The organism is Streptomyces sp. P1-3, from assembly GCF_050613155.1.
Classification (GTDB): Bacteria; Actinomycetota; Actinomycetes; order Streptomycetales; family Streptomycetaceae; genus Streptomyces.
In genome coordinates this window covers 215,718-236,406 of record NZ_CP192512.1, presented here as the reverse complement: position 1 = coordinate 236,406, position 20,689 = coordinate 215,718, and the positions used below count along the sequence as shown (strand labels likewise).

Annotated in this window: 7 protein-coding genes; all 7 read left to right on the top strand. The window is 70.7% G+C overall.

Annotated features, from left to right (window positions below; genetic code table 11):
* Positions 1-23 precede the first annotated feature (23 nt).
* Genes ACQUSR_RS00935 through fabD form a run of 7 tightly spaced genes read left to right on the top strand, consistent with a single transcriptional unit; the run spans position 24 to position 20,646 of the window.
* Complete coding sequence (locus ACQUSR_RS00935; RefSeq protein WP_431040585.1) at positions 24-4,340, top strand: amino acid adenylation domain-containing protein; 4,317 nt, start codon at positions 24-26, stop codon at positions 4,338-4,340.
* A 23-nt stretch (positions 4,341-4,363) separates the two neighbouring features.
* Positions 4,364-13,600, top strand: coding sequence for an amino acid adenylation domain-containing protein (locus ACQUSR_RS00930; RefSeq protein ID WP_431040584.1), 9,237 nt, complete (start codon positions 4,364-4,366; stop codon positions 13,598-13,600).
* A 50-nt stretch (positions 13,601-13,650) separates the two neighbouring features.
* Complete coding sequence (locus ACQUSR_RS00925; RefSeq protein ID WP_431040583.1) at positions 13,651-13,905, top strand: acyl carrier protein; 255 nt, start codon at positions 13,651-13,653, stop codon at positions 13,903-13,905.
* A gap of 1 nt (position 13,906) precedes the next feature.
* Positions 13,907-15,133 (top strand): beta-ketoacyl synthase N-terminal-like domain-containing protein, encoded by a 1,227-nt coding sequence (locus tag ACQUSR_RS00920; protein WP_431040582.1) that lies wholly within the window; start codon positions 13,907-13,909, stop codon positions 15,131-15,133.
* 20 nt (positions 15,134-15,153) lie between these two features.
* Positions 15,154-16,416, top strand: coding sequence for a hydroxymethylglutaryl-CoA synthase family protein (locus ACQUSR_RS00915; RefSeq protein ID WP_431040581.1), 1,263 nt, complete (start codon positions 15,154-15,156; stop codon positions 16,414-16,416).
* Positions 16,404-18,662 carry an enoyl-CoA hydratase/isomerase gene (locus ACQUSR_RS00910; RefSeq protein WP_431040580.1) on the top strand — a complete coding sequence of 753 codons (2,259 nt, stop codon included), beginning with the start codon at positions 16,404-16,406 and terminating at the stop codon, positions 18,660-18,662. Before ACQUSR_RS00915 ends, ACQUSR_RS00910 begins: the two co-directional genes overlap by 13 nt.
* Positions 18,663-18,666: 4 nt before the next feature.
* Entirely contained in the window at positions 18,667-20,646 is a 1,980-nt protein-coding gene (gene fabD / locus ACQUSR_RS00905; protein WP_431040579.1) for an ACP S-malonyltransferase, read from the top strand.
* Positions 20,647-20,689: the final 43 nt, after the last annotated feature.

Genomic DNA, 20,689 nt, shown 5'->3' with positions numbered 1-20,689 from the left:
TGACCACGGGGCCGATGATGAGCATGACGAACGACGACAACCCGCTGGATCTGATCAGGAAGATCAAGTCCCTGCCGGCCAGGCAGCAGCGCGCCCTGATAGCGATGCTCAAGAAGCAGGGCGTCGACCTGTCCGCCCTGGAGGCGATCAGGCCGCACCCCCGCTCCGACGATCAGCCCGTCCAGCTGTCCTTCGCCCAGCAGCGGCTGTGGTTCCTGGCCAAGCTGGACGGCACCAGCGCGTACTACAACATCCCGATGGCGATGCGGCTGCGCGGACCGCTGGACCGCGCGGCGCTGCTGCGCGCCCTGGAGGAGATCGTCCAGCGGCACGAGGTCCTGCGGACCCGCTTCGTCGAGCGGGACGGAGTCCCGTACCAGCACATCGGCGACGGCCGGGACTTCGCCGTCCGCGAGGAGGAGCTCGCCGACCCCGCCGAGCTGCCCGCGATCTGCGAGCGGGAGGCGGTGGCGCCCTTCGACCTCGAACGCGAAGCGCTGATCAGGGTCCGGCTGCTGCGGCAGTCCGCGCGGGAGCACATCCTGCTCGTGACCATGCACCACAGCGTGTCGGACGGATGGTCGCTCGGCGTCTTCTTCCGCGAGATGGTCGCGCTCTACGAGGCGTTCTGCGCGGGCGATCCGTCGCCGCTCGAACCGCTGCCCATCCAGTACGCGGACTACGCGCACTGGCAGCGCCAGTGGCTCGTCGACGAGGTCCAGGCCCGCCAGGTCGACTACTGGAAGCAGCAGCTCGCCGGGATCGACCCCCACCTGTCCCTGCCGGCGGACCGGATACGGCCCGCGATCAAGACGTACCAGGGCGCGCACGAGCGGTTCCACCTCCCGCAGGAGCTGCTGCGGCGGCTGAAGGAACTCAGCGCGCAGCACGACGTCACGCTGTACATGACCCTCCTGTCGGTCTACGCGCTGCTGCTGAACCACTACAGCGAACAGACCGACATCGCCATCGGCACCCCCGTCGCCAACCGCAACCGCATCGAGGCCGAGGGCCTGATCGGCTTCTTCGCCAACACGCTGGTCATGCGAGCCGACCTCGCGGGGGACCCGACCTTCGCCGAGCTGCTCGGGCGGGTGAAGGACGTCGCGCTCCAGGCCTACGGCCACCAGGACGTTCCGTTCGAGGCCGTGGTGGACGCCCTCCAGCTGGAGCGCAGCCTCAGCCACTCACCGGTCTTCCAGGTGGCGTTCGTCCTCCAGGAGGCGCAGGCCGACAGCCGGGTGAGGCTGGGCGAGCTCGACGTCTCCCTCATCGAGTTCGACTTCGACATCACGAAGTTCGATGCCACGCTCGACCTGCGCGAGACGCCGGACGGGCTGGTCGGCGCCGTCGAGTACAACACCAGCCTGTTCGACCGGGAGACCGTCCAGCGGTTCGTACGCCACTACACCGCCCTGCTGCACGCCGTCGTCGCGGAGCCGCAGGAGCGGATCTCCCGGCTCAGCACCCTGGACGAGGCCGAGCGGCGTCAGGTGCTGCACGAGTGGAACACCGTCCCCCGCACCGAGTCCGACGACCGTTGCCTGCATGAGTGGTTCGAGGAGGTCGCGGCCGGGTCGCCGGAGGCGGTGGCGCTGGAGTGCGAGGGGCGGACGGTCTCGTATGGGGAGCTGAACGCGCGGGCCAACCGGCTGGCGCGCCACCTGCGCGCTCTGGGGGTGGGGCCGGATGTGCTGGTGGCCCTGTGCCTGCCGCGCAGTGAACACATCGCGGTCAGTGTGCTCGCGGTGTTGAAGGCGGGCGCCGCGTACGTCCCGCTGGACCCGGCCTCGCCCAAGGAGCGCCTGGCGTTCCAGATCGAGGACAGCGCCCCCCGCGTCCTGCTGACGGACGGTCCGGTGCCGGACGGCCTGGACGTCTCGGCGATCCCGGTGGTGGATGTGCGGGCGGACGCCGGGCTGTGGGCGGGGCTTGCCGCGGAGGACCTGACGGTGCCGGGCCTGACGCCCTCGCACGTCGCGTACGTGATCTACACGTCGGGTTCGACGGGGACGCCGAAGGGGGTGATGGTCGAGCACCGTAATGTGACGCGGTTGTTCACCTCGACGGATGAGTGGTTCCGTTTCGGTGCGCGGGATGTGTGGACGCTGTTCCACTCCTTCGCGTTCGACTTCTCGGTGTGGGAGATCTGGGGCGCGCTGTTGCACGGTGGGCGTCTGGTGATCGTGCCGCAGGCGATGACCCGTAGCCCTGGTGACTTCTATCGGCTGCTGTGTGCGTCGGGTGTCACCGTCCTGAATCAGACGCCGAGTGCGTTTAGGCAGTTGGTGGCGGCGCAGGGCGAGGATCCGCGGCCGCATGCGCTGCGGGTGGTGGTATTCGGTGGTGAGGCGCTGGATGTGGCGTCGCTGAAGCCCTGGATGGGCCGCGCGGCCAATCGGGGTACCGAGCTGGTCAACATGTACGGGATCACCGAGACCACCGTGCACGTGACCTACCGCCCGCTGACCGAGGCCGACGCCGAGCGGACGGTCAGCCCCATCGGCGCGCGCATCCCCGATCTGCGGACCTACATCCTGGACCATCGCGGTCGGCCGGCGCCGATCGGTGCGGTGGGCGAGCTGTACGTCGGGGGCGCGGGTGTGGCGCGGGGCTATCTCAATCGTCCCGGGCTGACTGCCGAGCGTTTCCTGGATGACCCGTTCTGCGGGGAGGCGGGTGCTCGGATGTACCGGACGGGGGACCTGGCGCGCTGGCTGCCGGACGGCTCGTTGGAGTACCTGGGCCGCAACGACGACCAGGTCAAGATCCGGGGTTTCCGCATCGAACTCGGCGAGATCGAGGCGAGGCTCGGCGAACACCCCGCCCTCCAGGACGCCCGCGTCGTGGTGCGCGAGTACGACGAGCACGACCGCCGCCTGGTCGCCTATCTGGTGCCGTCCGCCGAGCGGGCGCCCGCCGTGCGGGAGCTGCTGCGCATCGGCCGCACCGAGCCGGAAGCGCTCGAGCGCACGTATGAACTCCCCAACGGCATGACGGTCTTCCAGCAGAACAAGAGCGAGACCGACTTCGTCTACGACGAGATCTTCACCAACCTCGAATACCTGCGGAACGGGATCACCATCCGCGACGGCGACCGCATCTTCGACGTGGGTGCCAACATCGGCATGTTCACGCTCTTCGCGGGCAGCCGCTGCCCCGACACGGAGATCCACGCCTTCGAGCCCATCCCCCCGGTCTTCGACTCGCTGCGCCGCAATGTCGAGCTCCACGGCCTGAACGCCAAGGTGTACGACTGCGGCCTCGCGGCGGAGGCCACGGAGGAGACCTTCACCTTCTACCGCCACAACACGGTCATCTCCTCCAGCGTGACCACCGCCGAGCAGGCCCACGAGATGGTCCGCTCCTACCTCCGCAACCAGGAAGAGCTCACCGAGGACGGCACGGCCGGCACGGCGGCGGGCGACGAGCTCGTCGACGAGCTGGTCGACGCCCGGCTCGACAGCGAGCAGTTCACCTGCCGCCTCAGGACCCTCTCGGAGATCATCAGCGAGGAGTCGATCGACCGGATCGACCTGCTGAAGATCGACGTGGAGAACGCCGAGTACGAGGTGCTCAAGGGCATCCACTGGCGGGACTGGCCCAAGATCCGGCAGCTGGTGGTGGAACTCCACGACGTCAACGGCCAGCTGGAGAAGATCGTCACCCTGCTCAAGGCCCTCGGCTACGACGTCGTCTGCGAGCAGGACAACCGACTGCTGCGCAACACGACGCTGTACAACGTCTACGCCCGCCGGCCCGACGCACCACCGGCGGAGGGCCACGGCTCACCGGGCGACGGCGCGCCCCGCTGGTCCAGCCCGGCCGCCCTGCTCGCGGACGTGCGCAGCGCCCTGTGCGACACCCTGCCCGAGTACATGGTCCCCGCCGCCCATGTCCTGCTGGAGGAGCTGCCGCTGACGCAGAACGGCAAGCTGGACCACCGCGCCCTCCCCGCGCCGGAGAGCCACCGGCGGCACAAGGAGCACCGGACGGCGCCCCGGACGGAGTCGGAGCGGACCGTCGCGGCCGTCTGGGCGGAGCTCCTGCGCACAGACGCCGGCGACCTGGGCACCGACAGCGACTTCTTCTCGCTGGGGGGCAATTCGCTGCTGGTGACCCGGCTGGTCAACCGGCTGGCGCAGACGACCGGCGCGGAGCTGCCCATCCAGGCCGTCTTCGACGGGCCCACGCTCGCCGAGATGGCCGCTGAGCTGGAACGGCGTACTCCCATGGACGCCGGCGGGGGGACGCTCGACATGGCCAGGATCCTGGAGAGCATCGACCTCATCGAGAACATGAGTGAAGAAGAGCTGGACGCGTTGGAAGGCCAGATCTAGTGACCACGGGGCCGATGATGAGCATGACGAACGACGACAACCCGCTGGATCTGATCAGGAAGATCAAGTCCCTGCCGGCCAGGCAGCAGCGCGCCCTGATAGCGATGCTCAAGAAGCAGGGCGTCGACCTGTCCGCCCTGGAGGCGATCAGGCCGCACCCCCGCTCCGACGATCAGCCCGTCCAGCTGTCCTTCGCCCAGCAGCGGCTGTGGTTCCTGGCCAAGCTGGACGGCACCAGCGCGTACTACAACATCCCGATGGCGATGCGGCTGCGCGGACCGCTGGACCGCGCGGCGCTGCTGCGCGCCCTGGAGGAGATCGTCCAGCGGCACGAGGTCCTGCGGACCCGCTTCGTCGAGCGGGACGGAGTCCCGTACCAGCACATCGGCGACGGCCGGGACTTCGCCGTCCGCGAGGAGGAGCTCGCCGACCCCGCCGAGCTGCCCGCGATCTGCGAGCGGGAGGCGGTGGCGCCCTTCGACCTCGAACGCGAAGCGCTGATCAGGGTCCGGCTGCTGCGGCAGTCCGCGCGGGAGCACATCCTGCTCGTGACCATGCACCACAGCGTGTCGGACGGATGGTCGCTCGGCGTCTTCTTCCGCGAGATGGTCGCGCTCTACGAGGCGTTCTGCGCGGGCGATCCGTCGCCGCTCGAACCGCTGCCCATCCAGTACGCGGACTACGCGCACTGGCAGCGCCAGTGGCTCGTCGACGAGGTCCAGGCCCGCCAGGTCGACTACTGGAAGCAGCAGCTCGCCGGGATCGACCCCCACCTGTCCCTGCCGGCGGACCGGATACGGCCCGCGATCAAGACGTACCAGGGCGCGCACGAGCGGTTCCACCTCCCGCAGGAGCTGCTGCGGCGGCTGAAGGAACTCAGCGCGCAGCACGACGTCACGCTGTACATGACCCTCCTGTCGGTCTACGCGCTGCTGCTGAACCACTACAGCGAACAGACCGACATCGCCATCGGCACCCCCGTCGCCAACCGCAACCGCATCGAGGCCGAGGGCCTGATCGGCTTCTTCGCCAACACGCTGGTCATGCGAGCCGACCTCGCGGGGGACCCGACCTTCGCCGAGCTGCTCGGGCGGGTGAAGGACGTCGCGCTCCAGGCCTACGGCCACCAGGACGTTCCGTTCGAGGCCGTGGTGGACGCCCTCCAGCTGGAGCGCAGCCTCAGCCACTCACCGGTCTTCCAGGTGGCGTTCGTCCTCCAGGAGGCGCAGGCCGACAGCCGGGTGAGGCTGGGCGAGCTCGACGTCTCCCTCATCGAGTTCGACTTCGACATCACGAAGTTCGATGCCACGCTCGACCTGCGCGAGACGCCGGACGGGCTGGTCGGCGCCGTCGAGTACAACACCAGCCTGTTCGACCGGGAGACCGTCCAGCGGTTCGTACGCCACTACACCGCCCTGCTGCACGCCGTCGTCGCGGAGCCGCAGGAGCGGATCTCCCGGCTCAGCACCCTGGACGAGGCCGAGCGGCGTCAGGTGCTGCACGAGTGGAACACCGTCCCCCGCACCGAGTCCGACGACCGTTGCCTGCATGAGTGGTTCGAGGAGGTCGCGGCCGGGTCGCCGGAGGCGGTGGCGCTGGAGTGCGAGGGGCGGACGGTCTCGTATGGGGAGCTGAACGCGCGGGCCAACCGGCTGGCGCGCCACCTGCGCGCTCTGGGGGTGGGGCCGGATGTGCTGGTGGCCCTGTGCCTGCCGCGCAGTGAACACATCGCGGTCAGTGTGCTCGCGGTGTTGAAGGCGGGCGCCGCGTACGTCCCGCTGGACCCGGCCTCGCCCAAGGAGCGCCTGGCGTTCCAGATCGAGGACAGCGCCCCCCGCGTCCTGCTGACGGACGGTCCGGTGCCGGACGGCCTGGACGTCTCGGCGATCCCGGTGGTGGATGTGCGGGCGGACGCCGGGCTGTGGGCGGGGCTTGCCGCGGAGGACCTGACGGTGCCGGGCCTGACGCCCTCGCACGTCGCGTACGTGATCTACACGTCGGGTTCGACGGGGACGCCGAAGGGGGTGATGGTCGAGCACCGTAATGTGACGCGGTTGTTCACCTCGACGGATGAGTGGTTCCGTTTCGGTGCGCGGGATGTGTGGACGCTGTTCCACTCCTTCGCGTTCGACTTCTCGGTGTGGGAGATCTGGGGCGCGCTGTTGCACGGTGGGCGTCTGGTGATCGTGCCGCAGGCGATGACCCGTAGCCCTGGTGACTTCTATCGGCTGCTGTGTGCGTCGGGTGTCACCGTCCTGAATCAGACGCCGAGTGCGTTTAGGCAGTTGGTGGCGGCGCAGGGCGAGGATCCGCGGCCGCATGCGCTGCGGGTGGTGGTATTCGGTGGTGAGGCGCTGGATGTGGCGTCGCTGAAGCCCTGGATGGGCCGCGCGGCCAATCGGGGTACCGAGCTGGTCAACATGTACGGGATCACCGAGACCACCGTGCACGTGACCTACCGCCCGCTGACCGAGGCCGACGCGGAGCGGACGGTCAGCCCGATCGGCCGGCGCATCCCCGACCTGCGCACCTATGTGCTGGACCGGCACGGGCGGCCGGCGCCCATCGGAGCCGTCGGTGAGCTGTACATAGGCGGCGCGGGTGTGGCCCGCGGCTATCTCAATCGTCCCGGGTTGACCGCCGAGCGTTTCCTGGATGACCCGTTCTGCGGGGAGGCGGGTGCTCGGATGTACCGGACGGGGGACCTGGCGCGCTGGCTGCCGGACGGCTCGTTGGAGTACCTGGGCCGCAACGACGACCAGGTCAAGATCCGGGGTTTCCGCATCGAACTCGGCGAGATCGAGGCCGGACTCGACGCGCACCCCGCCGTGCGCTCCTGCGCGGTCCTGGCCCGTGAGGACCAGCCCGGCGACAGACAGCTGGTGGCCTACGTCGTCCTGGCGGACACGCCCGACACCGCCGACCACTCCGCCGAACTGGCCCGCCATCTGCGGCGGACGCTGCCCGACTACATGGTCCCCAGCGCCTTCGTGGCCCTGGAGCGGCTGCCCCTCACCGCCAACGGCAAGCTCGACCGCAAGGCGCTGCCCGCACCGGGGATCGACGCCTACGCCCGGCGCGCGTACCAGGCGCCGAGCACCCCCACCGAGCGGATCCTCGCCACCGCCTGGGCGGAGCTGCTGGACTTCGACGAGGCACGCGTCGGCGCCAACGACAACTTCTTCGCGCTGGGCGGGCACTCGCTGCTCATCACCGTCCTGATCGCCCGACTGAAGGAGCACGGGCTCGACGTCACCGTGCGCGGCGTCTTCAACAGCCCCACGCTGGCCGACCTGGCGGCCGAGATCGACCGCGGCGAGACCACCGGCCCCGGCTACGAGGTCCCTGACAACCTCATCCCGCGCGCCTGCGAGCGGATCACGCCGGACATGCTCCCGCTGGTCCGGCTCACCCAGGCCGAGATCGACTCGATCGTGGCCGAGGTGCCCGGCGGCGCCCCCAACGTGCAGGACATCTATCCCCTCGTGCCGTCGCAGGAAGGCATCCTCTTCCATCACCTGATGGACCCCGCGCACGACCCGTACGTCATCCCCATCCTGCTCGCCGCCCCGGACCAGCGCGTGTGCGACACCTTCGTGGCCGCGCTCCAGGCGCTGGTCGACCGCCACGACGTCATGCGCACCGCCGTCATCACCGGCAGCGCGCCCGAACCGGTGCAGGTCGTGCTGCGCGACGTCCGCCTCGACGTCGAGCGGCTGACCCTCGACCCCGGCGAGGACGCCGAGCGGCAGGCCCGCGCGTGGCTGGCCGAGCCCGGCGGCATGCGCCTGGACCGGGCGCCGCTGCTGCGGCTCGCGGTCGCCGCCGATCCGCACTCCGAGCGGCGCTTCCTGCTGCTGAGCGTCCACCACCTCATCGAGGACGCCACCTCGCTGCGGCTCATCCTCGAAGAGCTGGCCGCCCACATGGCCGGCCGCTCGGCACAGCCGGCGCCGCCCCCGGCCTACCGCGACTTCGTCGGCCACACCCTGCACCAGCTGGCGTCGAACGACGCGGAGGCGTACTTCCGCGGCCGGCTGGGCGACGTCACCGAGCCGACCACGCCGTTCCAGCTGGTGGACGTGCACGGCGACGGCAGCCGGGTCCGCGACCTGCGCCGCTCGCTCCCGGCCGGGCTGACACGCGACCTGCGCGCGGCGGCCCAGCGGCTGCGCATCAGCCCGGCCGGCCTCTTCCACGCCGCGTGGGCCCTGGTGGCCGCGGCGAGCAGCGGACGCGACGACGTGGTCTTCGGCACGGTCCTCTCCGGGCGCCTCCAAGGCGTCCCGGGCGTCGAGCGGATGCTCGGCAACTTCATCAACACCCTGCCCCTGCGGGTCCCGCTGCGCGACCGGACCGTCAAGGACCTCGTCCGCGAGGTCGACGCCGGGCTGAAGGAACTGATCGCCTACGAGCAGAGCGCCCTGACCCTCGCCCAGCGGTCCAGCGGACTCGACAGCGACACCACCCTGTTCAGCTCCATGATCAACTACCGCTACTTCGAGCCCCGGCACGGCGACGAGGGCCCTGCCACGCTGGAGGACCTCGGCATCCGCTGGCTCGGATCGCTGGACCGCACCAACTACCCGGTCGGCGTGTCGGTCGACGACACCGGAACCGAACTCTCGCTGAATGCACAGGTCGACGCGGTACTCTCCCCGGACGCGGTGCTCGGCTACGTGGAGGCCGCGGTGGCGGGGATCGTCGCCGCCCTGGCCGCCGACGACGGCGCCGGCACCCTGGCACTCGACATCGACATCGTGCCCCCGCAAGAGCGCCACCGCCTCCTGACCGAGTGGAACGACACGGCCAAGCCGTACCCTGACGACCACTGCCTGTTCGAGCTGTTCGAGGAGCAGGTGCGGGAGCGGCCGGACGCCGTCGCCGTCGAGTACGGCGACCAGCGGCTCACGTACGCGCAGACCAACGCCCGGGCCAACCGCGTGGCGCACTACCTGCGCGGCCAGGGCGTGGGCCCGGACACCCTCGTCGGACTGTGCGCCCAGCGCTCGCCGGAGATGGTGGTCGGCCTGCTCGGCATCCTCAAGGCCGGCGGGGCCTACGTCCCCATCGACCCGGCCTACCCCCAGGAGCGCGTACGCGCCCTCGTCGACGGCTCCGGGGTCGGCATCGTGCTCAGCCAGTCCCGGCTGCCGGGGTCACTCTTCGACGGGACGGGTGACGGCGACCGCCCCCAGGTCGTCCACCTGGATACCGGTGAGCGCGCCGAGGACCGGACCCGGCCCGGCGGCCAGGTCCTCGCCGACCAGCCGGAGCACGACCTGTCGCGGGCTGAGCTGGGCCTCACGCCCGGCCATCTCGCCTACGCCATCTTCACCTCGGGCTCCACCGGGCTGCCCAAGGGCGTCCTGGTGGAGCAGCGGGGCGTCGTCCGCCTGGTGCGCAACCCCGACTACTTCCCGACGAGCCACCGCACCGTCATGCTCCACCACTCGTCGATCTCGTTCGACGTGGGCTCCCAGGAGGTGCTCGGCCCGCTGCTGTCCGGCGGGCGGCTGGTCCTGCACGACGGCGACTCCAAGGACGTCGGCCTGCTCCTCGACCGCGTCGAGCGCTCCGGCGTGACCATGATGGCCCTGTCGGCCGCCTTCCTCCCCGCGTTCGCCGACGCCGCGCGGGGGCGGCGGCTGCCGCTGGAGTACCTGGGGGTGGGCGGCGAGGCGTTCTCCGCCAAGGACGTCCGCAGGCTCCACCGGGACCACCCGGGGCTGACGGTCGTCAACGCCTACGGCCCCACCGAGAACAGCATCGCCTCCACCTGCCATGTGATCCCCGGGGACCTCGCCGAGGACGCGGTCATCCCGATCGGCCGGCCGATCGCCCAGTCGACCGCCTACGTACTCGACGAGAGCCTGCGGCCGGTCGCGCTCGGTGTCGTCGGCGAACTGTGCGTCGGCGGCGCCGGGGTGGCGCGCGGCTACCTTGGCAACCCCGAGCTGACCGAGCGGCGGTTCGTCGCCGACCCCTTCGCCGCCGAGCCCGGCGCCCGGCTGTACCGCACGGGCGACCTGGCCCGCTGGCTGCCCGACGGCACCCTGGAGTTCATCGGCCGGATCGACAACCAGGTCAAGGTCCGCGGGTTCCGCGTGGAACTCGGTGAGATCGAGAACGCGCTGCTGTCCCATCCCGCCGTGCGGAGCACCGTGGTCACCACCCGGGCCACCGGCGAGACCAAGCAGCTCGTCGCCTACGTACGGCCCACGGGGGACTGGCTGGACAGCACCGCCCAGGAGCAGAACGCCGAACGCCTGGAGCAGTGGCAGGACCTCTTCGAGGACCAGTACTCCGCGGACGGCGCGGAGCCCGCCGCCCGCGGCGGCGCCACGGAGGCGGACACCGCCGACGACCTCAACCTCGTCGGCTGGAACAGCAGTTACACCGGGGACAACATCCCCGAGGCCGAGATGCGCGAATGGATCGACGGCACGGTCCGGCGGATCGAGGCGCTGCGCCCCCGGCGGCTCCTGGAGATCGGCTGCGGAACCGGACTCCTGCTCTTCCGCTACGCGGGCGCCTGCGAAGAGGTGCACGCCTTCGACATCTCCGCCTCGGCCCTGGCCGGTGTCCGGCGCGGCGTGGACCGCCGGGGCTGGTCGCACGTCACCCTCGGCCAGGGCGACGCCCGGTCGGTGGCCGTGCCCCCCGGAACGGAGAAGTTCGACACCGTCGTCATCAACTCCGTCGTGCAGTACTTCCCCAACCGGCTGTACCTGGAGGAGGTGATCGAGCGGCTGCTGCCCCTCGTCGCCGACGGCGGCCGCATCCTGATCGGCGACGTCAGGAACCTCGACCTGTTCTCCGCCCACGTGGGCGCGATCGAACGCGGCCGCCTGTCCGCGCGCGTCCCGGCGGCCACCCTGGCTCGCCACGTGCAGCGCCGCCGCCAGCAGGAGACCGAGCTGCTCGTCAGCCCCAGCTACTTCGCCGGGCTCCCCGAGCGGCTGCCGCGGATCGGCTCGGTCGACCTCGCCGTCAAGCGCGGACTGGGCGAGAACGAGATGCTCAGCTACCGCTACGACGTCGTCCTCACCAAGGGCGCGGCCGCGCCCGCCGAGGACCTGCCGTGGCTCGAAGCCGACACCCCGGAGCGGCTGCGCGCGCTCCTCACCGACGGCCGGCACCGCCGGTTCGGGGTGACCGGCCTGCGCAACCCGAGGGTCGCCGACGACGTCCGGGTGAGCCAGGGCGTCACCCGCTGGCCCGCCCAGCGGCAGGTGGAGCCGCTGGCCGGCGCCTCCCGCCTGTCCGACGAGGCGGCCGCGCAGGTGCGGGAGCTGGAATCCGCGCTCCAGTACGCCGAGGAGCTCGGCTACCACGTCGCGGTGACCTGGTCCCAGGACCGGCTGGACGGACTCGACCTGATCCTCGCCAAGGACGAGCCGCCGCGTGCCCGGGCCCGTGCCCCCTACCGGCAGTCCTCTCTGGCGAACGTGCCGCAGATCGCGGGCACCGGCCGGGCGCTGACCCGGACGCTCAAGGAGCACCTGTCGAGCAAGGTGCCCGAGTACATGGTGCCCAGCGTCTTCGTGGCGCTCGAGGAGCTGCCGCTCACCCCCAACGGCAAGGTCGACAAGCAGGCGCTGCCGGCGCCGGACGAGGCCGATGTCCACAAGGAGGTCTACGTCGCACCCCGCAGCGACGCCGAGCTCGTCCTGTGCCGACTGGTCCAGGACGTCCTCGGGCTGGAGCGCGTCGGCCTCCAGGACAGCTTCTTCGACCTCGGAGGCCACTCCCTGCTCGCCACCCGGCTCACCATCCGCGTGAAACAGGAGACCGGTAAGGAGCTGCCGCTCCAGACGATCCTCGCCGGGGCCACCATCGGCGAGATGGCCCAGGTCCTGGAGACGGCGCCCCGGAACACCCCGGCGGATGCCGTCCCGCTGCTGCCCGTCACCGACGGCGGCCCGGACGCCCCGCTCGCCTTCCAGCAGAGCGAACTGTGGTTCCTCAACCCGCTCGAGCACCTGGGATCGTCGTACGACAACGTGCAGATGGCCTACCGGATCATCGGCAGGCTGGACCGCCAGGCCTACGCGCGCGCCTTCGAAGCGCTCGTCGCCCGCCACGCGATACTGCGCACGAGCTACGTCCGGCACCCGGACTCCACCGTCACGCAGCGGGTGAACGACGCCGCCGGCTTCGCCGTCGCCTTCGAGGACGTCAGCGGGGACGGCGCCGTCGCCGAACTGCTCCGCGCCGAACAGGCACGGCCGTTCCGGCCCGACGACCGGAACATGCTGCGCGTCCACATCCTGACCCTCTCCGAGCACGAGCACGTCGCCGTGGTGACCCGGCCCTGGGGCATCTTCGACGGCTGGTCGACCGGCGTCTTCGTGGCCGAACTGAACGCCGCCTACCAGGCGCTCAGCCGGGGAGACGAACCCGATCTGCCGGAACTGCCCGTCCAGTACGCCGACTTCGCACACTGGCAGCGGCGCGCCGTGGACGAGGCGGCCCGCCGGCGGCAGCAGGAGTACTGGCGCTCACAGCTCGCCGGGCTGCCGTCGTGCCTGTCGCTGCGGACCGACTACCAACGGCCCCCGGTGAAGTCGTACCGAGGATCGTCGGTCGAGGTGAAGGTCCCCGCGGAGCTGCTCGGAGCACTCCAGCGCTTCAGCCAGGAGCAGGGCGGCACGCTCTACATGACGCTCCTGTCGGCGTTCGCCGCGCTGCTCGGCGCGTACACCCCGGACCGCGAGCTGGCGATCGGCTCGCCGGTGACCAACAGGCCGCGCCCGGAGCTGGAACGCCTCGTCGGCTACTTCATCAACGTGCTGGTGATGCGGCTGGACGTGACCGCCGACCAGGGCTTCGGCGAGCTCCTGACGCAGGCCAAGCGGGTCACCGCGGCCGCCCACGAGCACAAGGACATCCCCTTCGCCGACCTGGTCACGGCGCTCGCCCCGAAGCCCGACCCCGCCCACTCGCCGCTCTTCCAGGTCATGTTCAACCTGGTGCCGGCGGCCGGACCCGCGCCGGAGGTCGAGGACGCCGGGCAGCTGGCGTTCTTGCCGCTGCGGACCGACAACGGGGTGGCCAAGTTCGACCTCAACCTGGTCGTCCGGGAGACCCCCGCGGGCCTGCACGGCTATCTGGAGTACAGCACCGACCTGTTCGCCAGGAAGACGATCGAGGACATGGCGGCGACCTATGAGAGGTTGCTGCTGAAAATCGTGACCCAGCCGGGAGCCGACCTCTCCCAGTTGCGCCGGTCAGCGGCGGACCACGCCCTCGGATGACCCGGTCACCCAATCCCTATTCGCCAAATTTCCCAAGTGATGGTGGGCACATGACGAAAGAAGAAACCTTCTCCCTGATCGCCGAGGCGATTCGCGAGATCCTCCCCGAACTCGCCGACCGCGATCTGACGGACGCCGACACCCTGGACGACCTCGGCGCGGACTCGATGGACCGCGCGGAGATAGTGATGACCGTGCTGGAGGGAATGGACCTGGACATACCCCTGGTCGAGACCCACGGCCCGCGGAACCTGGGCGAGCTCGCCCAGCACCTCAGCGGCAAAGCAGCGGTCAAGGCCGGGTGACGTGAGGGACTCCGCCGGCATCGCCGTCACCGGGCTGGGCGTCACCACCGCCATCGGCCAGGGCAAGGCCGCCTTCGCACAGGCCCTGTTCGCCGGGGCCCACCGGTTCGCGGTCATGGACCGCCCCGGCCGGCAGCTCGGCACCCGGTTCGCGGGCGCCGAGATCGCCGCGCTGGAAGCCGGCACCCGGCTGGGCACCCGCGAACTGCGCACCGTCTCCCTCACCGGCCAGGTCGCCCTCGCCACCCTCGAAGAGGCGTGGACGGAGGCCCGGCTGGACGAGTTCGACCCCGACCGCATCGGTCTCGTCGTCGGAGGCAGCAACCTCCAGCAGCGGGAACTGGCGCTGGCGCACGACCGCCACCGGGCCAAGCCGCGCTTCCTGCGACCCAGCTACGGCATGTCCTTCCTGGACACCGACCTGTGCGGCCTGTGCACCTCCGCGTTCGGCATCCGGGGCTTCGCCCACACCGTGGGCGGAGCCTCGGCCAGCGGCCAGCTCGCGATCATCGAGGCGGCGGAGGCGGTCGCCTCGGGCCGCGTCGACGTCTGCGTCGCCCTCGGCGCGCTGATGGACCTGTCGTACTGGGAGCTGCTGGGACTGCACTCGATGGGGGCGATGGCACCGGAGGAGTGCGCCGACGCGCCGGCACTGGCCTGCCGGCCGTTCGACCGGCAGCGGGCGGGCTTCGTGTTCGGCGAGGCATGCGGCGCACTGGTCATCGAGCGCCTGGGCGCCCGGCCCGACCAGGAGCGGACCCGCTACGCCGACCTCAGCGGCTGGTCCGTGCGGCTGGACGGCAACCGCAACCCCAACCCCTCCCTGCACGGGGAGACGGCGGCCATCCGGCAGGCCCTGGACCGCGCCGGGCTGACGGCCGGGGACATCGACTACGTCAACCCCCACGGCACCGCCTCCCCCGTCGGCGACGAGACCGAGGTGGCGGCCCTGCGGGCCTGCGGGCTCACCCACGCCGCGATCAACGCGACGAAGTCGATCACCGGTCACGGCCTGACGGCGGCCGGAGCCGTTGAGGCCATCGCCGCGCTTCTCCAGATGAAGCACGGACGACTGCACCCGACACGCAACCTCACGGACCCGATCGACACCTCCCTGCGCTGGGTGCGTGACGAGGCCGTGGAGGCCGAGGTGCGTCACTGCCTGAGCCTGAGCATGGGGTTCGGCGGCATCAACACCGCACTGTGCATGAGCACAGGCGACTCATAGAGAGCAGAAGAGCGTACGTCATGTCCCGCGTCGGTATCGAAGCGATGAACGTGTTTGGCGGATCGGCCGTGCTGGACGTCATGCAGCTGGCGAAGCACCGGGAGCTCGACCTCCCCAGGCTGAACAACCTGCTGATGAAGGAGAAGACCGTCGCGCTGCCATTCGAGGACCCGGTGACCTTCGGGGCCAACGCCGCAAGGCCCATCCTCGACCGGATGAGCGCGGCGGAGAAGGACAGCATCGAGCTGCTGATCACCTGCACCGAGTCGGGCTTCGACTTCTCGAAATCGGCCAGCACCTACCTCCACGACCAGCTGGGACTGAGCCGCAACTGCCGGATGTTCGAGCTGAAGCAGGCGTGCTACGCCGGGACCGCCGGGCTCCAGATGGCCTGCAACTTCATCCTCTCGGGGACCTCCCCGGGCGCGAAGGCCCTGGTGATCGCGACGGACATCTCGCGCTACATCCTGGAGGACGGTGACGAGGCAGCCGCCCAGGACTGGGCCTACGCCGAGCCCAGCGGCGGCGCCGGAGCGGTCGCCATGCTGGTCAGCGACGTCCCGCACGTCTTCCAGCTGGACGTCGGAGCCAGCGGGTACTACGGCTACGAGGTCATGGACACCTGCCGTCCCGCGCCGGACAGCGAAGCCGGCGACGTGGACCTGTCCCTGATGTCGTACCTGGACTGCTGCGAGAAGGCCTACCTGGCGTACGAGGCGAAGGTCGCGGGCGCCGACTACCGCGACTCCTTCCAGTACCTCGCCTTCCACACGCCGTTCGGCGGCATGGTCAAGGGCGCCCACCGCACGATGATGCGCAAGGTCGCCAAGGCCAAGGGCGCCGAGATCGCCGAGGACTTCGAGCGGCGCGTCATGCCCGGCCTGACGTACTGCGGCCGCGTCGGCAACATCATGGGCGCGACCGTCTTCCTCTCCCTGGCGGGCACCGTCTGCAACGGCGGCTTCGACACACCCAAGCGCGTGGGCCTCTTCTCCTACGGATCGGGCTGCTGCTCCGAGTTCTACAGCGGCGTGGTGACCCCGGACGGCGCGGCCCGGCTGAAGGGCATGGGCATCGCGGACCACCTGGACGCGCGCTACCAGCTCTCCCTCGACGAGTACGACACGCTGCTCAGGGAGAGCGAGTTCGTCCGCGTCGGCACCCGCGACACCGTCGTGCGGCAGGACCACCGGGCCCTCGCCGGGCGCGGCACCGGGTCGGCCCCCCGCCTCGTACTGAAGGCGATCAAGGACTTCCACCGGGAGTACGCATGGATCGACTGACCTTCACCACACTGCGGGTCACCGAACAGGAGAACGTGCTGTTCGCGCGGATCCACCGCCCCGAGGCGGGCAACGCCATCAACGCCGACCTCGTGCACGAACTGAACGACGTCTACATCAGGGCCTCCGCCTCACCGACCACCACCGTCGTCGTCCTGGAAGGGCTGCCCGAGGTCTTCTGCTTCGGCGCGGACTTCCAGGCGATCAGCGACGCGGCGCGCCAGGGCCAGGACACGGCGTTCGACCCTGAGCACATGTTCGAGCTCTTCCGGCGGATGGCCTACGGGGACGTCCTCACCGTCGCGCACGTCCGGGGCAAGGCGAACGCGGGCGGGGTCGGCCTGGTGGCGGCCAGCGATGTCGTGATCGCCGACGAGAGCGCCTCGTTCAGCCTCTCCGAGCTGCTCTTCGGGCTCATCCCGGCGGTCGTGCTGCCGTATCTGATCCGCAGGACCGGCTTCCAGCGCGCCCACTACCTCGCCGCGACCACCCAGACCATCGACGCCCGCCAAGCCCACGAGTGGGGCCTGGTCGACGCCCTCGACACCGACAGCCAGGCGCTGCTGCGCCGCCATCTGCAACGGCTGGGCCGGCTGTCCAAGAAGGGTGTCGCGCGCTACAAGGCGTACCTGCGCGAACTGTCCCCGATCCCCGAGGACACCAAGAGCGTCGCGCTGGCCACCAACCGGGAGGTCTTCGCGGACCCCGGCAACGTACGGGCCATCCGGCGCTACGCCGAACAGGGCGTCTTCCCCTGGGAGGACGCGGCCTCCTCCGACGACGCCCGGCAACCCGCCGCGCGGATCCAGCACACCGAGGGCACCGTGGAACCACAGCACCACCACCGCGCGGGAGGGCTCGCCATACCGCCCCAGGCGCTCGGCAATCCCCGCTTCCGCGAGGCGCACGGCACCGAGTACAACTACGCCGCGGGCGCGATGTACAAGGGCATCGCCTCCGTCGAGCTCGTCACCGCCCTCGGCAACGCCGGGATGCTCGGCTTCCTCGGCACCGGCGGGCTGTCCCTGGACGCCATCGACGACGCGATCACCCGCATCAAGCGGGAGCTGCGCCCCGGCCGCGCCTACGGAGCGAACCTGCTCAGCAATCCGCAGGAGCCGGAGCTGGAAATGCGGACGGTGGAGCTGTACCTGCGCCACGGCGTGCGCTCCGTGGAGGCGTCGGCCTACCTGAGGCCCACGCTCCCGCTGGTGCGCTACCGGCTGGCCGGCCTCGGCACCGACGCGCAGGGCGGGATACGGCAGGACCACCACATCGTCGCCAAGGTCTCCCGCACCGAGGTCGCCGAGCGGTTCCTGCGCTCCGCCCCCGCGCAGCTGATCCGGGAGCTGCTGGACCGCGGCCTGGTCACCCCCGAGCAGGCCGAACTCGGGGCCCGGCTCCCGCTCGCCCAGGACCTCTGCGTCGAGGCCGACTCCGCGGGCCACACCGACGGCGGCAACGCCTATGTGCTGATGCCCGTGATGCGGGCGCTGCGCGACCGCGTGGCCCGCGAGGAGGGCTACCCGCGGACGGCCGAGGTACGGGTCGGCGCCGCGGGCGGGATCGGTGCCCCCGAGGCGGCGCTCGCGGCCTTCACCCTGGGCGCCGAGTTCATCGTGACCGGCTCCATCAACCAGTGCACGGTCGAGGCGGGCACCAGCGACGCCGTCAAGGACATCCTCCAGGACCTCGGCGTGCACGACACCGACTACGCCCCGGCGGGGGACATGTTCGAGGTCGGCGCCCGGGTGCAGGCGGTGAAGAAGGGCTCCTTCTTCACCGCGCGCGCCCAGAAGCTGTACGAGCTGTACCTGCGGCACAACGCGATCGACGAGCTGGACGCCCGGACCCGGGCCACGCTGGAGGGCAAGTACTTCAAGCGCTCCATCGACGAGGTGTGGGAGGAGACCCGAGCGCATCTGGCCCGGCGCTTCCCCGACCGGCTCGCCGAGATCGAACGGAGCCCCAAGCAGAAGATGGCGCTCATCTTCCGCTGGTACTTCGTCCACTCCACCCGGCTGGCGATGAGCGGCAGCACCGACCAGCGGGTCGACTACCAGATCCACTGCGGCCCGGCCATGGGGGCGTTCAACACCTGGGTGAAGGGCACCGACCTCGAACCCTGGCGCAGCCGGAGGGTCGACGTCATCGCGGAGCGGCTCCTGCGGGAGACCGCGGCGCTGCTCGGGCAGCGGATCGGCACGTACAGCGAACCGGTAACTCCTGCGGAAACGGCTGAGTGATCACATGAAATCGGTGTACGTATTCCCCGGGCAGGGCTCGCAGCGCAGAGGCATGGGCGAAGACCTGTTCGCCAAGTTCCCCGACCTGGTGGCACAGGCCGACGAGATCCTCGGCTACTCGCTCCGCAGACTCTGCCTGGAGGACCCCGACCGCGTACTGGGCAGGACGGAGTACACCCAGCCCGCGCTCTACGCCGTCAGCGCCCTGCAGTACCTCGACCGCGTCGCCTCCGGAGAAGAGCTTCCGGGCGCCGTCGCCGGGCACAGCCTGGGGGAGTACTGCGCCCTGTTCGCCGCGGGCGCCTTCGACTTCGCCACGGGACTCGACCTGGTGCGCGAGCGCGGCGAGTTGATGAGCCGGGCCCCGAAGGGCGCGATGGCCGCGGTCGTCAACCTGGACCAGGAGCGGGTGCGCGAGATCCTGGCCGGGCTGCCGTACCGGAACATCGACATCGCCAACATCAACGCGCGGCAGCAGTGCGTCCTCTCCGGCGCCTACGACGAGGTCCGCGCGCCCGAGGTCCGCGCCGCCTACACCGAGGCCGGAGGCTCCTTCATCCCGCTCAACGTGAGCGCGGCCTTCCACTCACGCTGCATGACCGACGTGGAGGAGGCGTTCGCCCGCTACCTGTCCGGGGTCGAGCTCGGCGAACTCCGCATCCCCGTGGTCGCCAACTGCACCGCCCGCCTCTACCCGGCCACCGGCTACGCGGAGCTGCTCTCCCGGCAGATATCGAGCCCCGTCAGGTGGTACGAGTCGATCTCCTGGCTGATGAGCCGGGGCCACCAGGAGTTCCACGAGATCGGCCCGGGCAACGTCCTGACCAAACTCACCGACAGGATCCGCCAGGACCCCCTCCCGGTCCACGACCCCGCCCCCGTCCAGGAGCGCCTCCTGGTCCAGGCGCCCGTCCCCGCCCAAGAGCGGCTCGTGGTCCAGGAGGAACCGCGCGCCCCGCGCAGGACGCGGCAGCGGCCCGAGATCGTCTTCATGTACGGAGGACAGGGCACCCAGTACCACCGGATGGGCCGGGAGCTCTACGACACCCACCCGGCGTTCCGGGGCGCGATGGACCGGTGCAGCGCCCTGTACGAGGCGGCCAACGGCACCTCGCTGGTCGCCGCGATCCTCGACGACGCGCGCCGCGGACAGGACTTCGACGACATCCTGCAGACGCACGCGGCGCTCTACAGCATCGGCTGGAGCCTCACCGAGGCACTGCGCGAGGAGGGCTTCCACCCCGACGCGGTGCTCGGGCACAGCCTGGGCGAGTACATCGCCGCCACCGTCGCCGGGGCGATGTCCTTCGAGGACGGCCTGGACCTCGTCATGAAGCAGGCACACATGCTGAAGCTGCGCTGCCGCACCGGCGGCATGCTCAGCGTCCTCGCCGACCCGGGCCTCTACCAGCGGCGCCGGGACCTGTTCGGCGGCCTGTCCCTGGCGGGCGTCAACTACGCGGGCGGGTCCACGGGCAACTTCGTCGTCAGCGGCGCGAGCGAGCGGCTGGCCGAGGCACGGGCCGCCCTGGACGAGGAGGGCCTGATCGCCGTCCGGCTGCCCGTCCGGTACGCCTTCCACTCGGGGCTGCTCGACGACATCCGGCACGAGTGCCGGAGCATGGGCGGGGCCGTTCCGGTGAGCAGGCCCCGCATGCCCGTCTACTCTGCGGCCTACGCGGGTCCGCTGGAGGACGACTCGCTGGAGCGGTGGGACACGTACCTGTGGGACGTGGTCCGGGGGCGGGTGCGTTTCGACGAACTGATGGCCACCTCGTTCCGCACGCCGGAGCACCACTACTTCGTCGACCTCAGCCCCAGCGGCTCCTTCGTCAACTTCCTCAGGCACGGCTACGGGCCGGACTACCGGGGCGCGTTCGCGATCAACCAGTTCGGGAACAACACCGCGTCGATGCGGAAGCTGCGCGAGGGCCTTGCCTCCGCCACCGGGGCAGCCACCCGGACCGCGCCCGCACTGGTGTGAGGGAACGACGTGTGGGGGCTCACCGGACCCCGGTCCGGTGAGC